At 64.8% G+C, this 1,649-nt stretch carries 1 protein-coding gene; it reads right to left on the reverse strand.

Features of this window, described 5'->3' with window-relative positions; translation table 11 throughout:
• Positions 1–28 precede the first annotated feature (28 nt).
• A partial coding sequence (locus ABWP50_RS01385; RefSeq protein WP_353216195.1) for a glycogen debranching protein occupies positions 29–1,649 on the reverse strand: 1,621 nt, incomplete at its 5' end.

Genomic DNA, 1,649 nt, shown 5'->3' on the forward strand with positions numbered 1-1,649 from the left:
GTGGGTCAGCTTTGCGGCCTATCTCAATCTAACCATCGTGCGGCTCAATCCCCGGCCGGTCGCTGCCTGAGTCGGCGGCGGCCCACGCCGCCTGCTTGTGGCGGCGATCAATCGTCAAAATGGCGTCCTTCACGCTGTAACACACAGCATCGGTGGCCGGATTTTGCCAATCCTGATCGGTCATCACGCCGCCGGCTGGCAGTGTCCACACCCCGCCCTGCGGAAATGCTGCCACGCCCCGCCGGCTGCGCACCTCGGCCAGCGTCGCAACATGAGCCTCCAGCGCGCGGTCACGCTGCTGCCAATCCACCCAACTGATCGCATTGTCCTGCGCGTAGCAATTGTTGTTGCCGTGCTGGCTGCGGCCAAATTCATCGCCTGCCGTCAACATGATGGTGCCGGTGGAGGCAAATAATGTGGCCAGCAGCGCCCGAACATCGGCGGCGCGGCGGGCCAGCACAGCAGGATCATCGCTGGGGCCTTCATGGCCGCAATTCCACGACTGGTTGTCGCCGTGGCCGTCGCGATTGTCCTCCCCATTGGCGTGGTTGTGCTTGTGGGCATAGGCGACGGTGTCAGCCAGCGTGAAGCCATCGTGCGCGGCCAGGAAATTCACGCTGCGGCACTGATCGCCAAACACATCCGATGAACCGGCAATCCGCGTCACCACATCGGCCAGCCGGCCATCGCCGCGCCAGAAGCGCCGCACATCATCGCGGAAGCGATCATTCCATTCCAGCCAGTTGGCCGGGAAATTGCCCAATTGATAGCCGCCGGGGCCGATATCCCACGGCTCGGCAATCAGCACCCGGTCCGCCAGCAGCGGATCGGCGGCAATCTCAGCAAACAGCGGCGCATCAGGCGCAAAGCCGGGGCCGCGCGCCATGATCGGCGCCAGATCGAAGCGAAAGCCGTCAACCCCGCACGCGGCCACGAAATGCCGCAAGCTGGCGAACGTGAGCGCCCGCACCGGCGCATAATCGAAATCCAGCGTGTTGCCGCAGCCGCTGTCGTTGATCAGCGTGCCATCGGGCGCTCGGGCATAAAACGCATCATCCAGTCCGCGCAGGGACAGCACGCCGCCGTGAACATCGCTTTCGCCGCTGTGGTTGAACACCAGATCAAGGATCACGCCAATCCCCGCCGCGTGCAGCGCCGCCACCGTAGCGCGCAGTTCCGCCACGCCGCCGGGGCATAAGCCCGGATCAAGCGCCATGAACGCCACCGGATTATAGCCCCAGGCATTGCGCAGCCCGAGCGGACCAAGATGGCGTTCATCGATCCAGGCCGTGATCGGCATCAATTCCACCGCCGCCACGCGCAGCATCTGCAGATGCGCAATCACCGCTGGCTGCGCGAGGGCGGCAACCGTGCCGCGCAACGCCGGCGGCACACCCGGATGGCACATCGAAAAGCCGCGCACATTGATTTCGTAAATCAGCCCGCCGCGATCAAACATGGGCGCGGCGCTGGCCAGCGGCAACACCGGAGCCTGCACCAGTGTGCGCGGCACCAGATGCGCCGTGTCGGTCCCGAACATGGCCAAGGCCGGGTCTTGCACGAAACGCCGGTCCAATTGCACAGCATAGGGATCAACCAGCAATTTGGCCGGATCGAACCACAGGCCCTGCTCCGGCACCCACTCACCA

The sequence above is a fragment of the Sandarakinorhabdus sp. genome, from assembly GCF_040398645.1.
Classification (GTDB): domain Bacteria; phylum Pseudomonadota; class Alphaproteobacteria; order Sphingomonadales; family Sphingomonadaceae; genus Sandarakinorhabdus.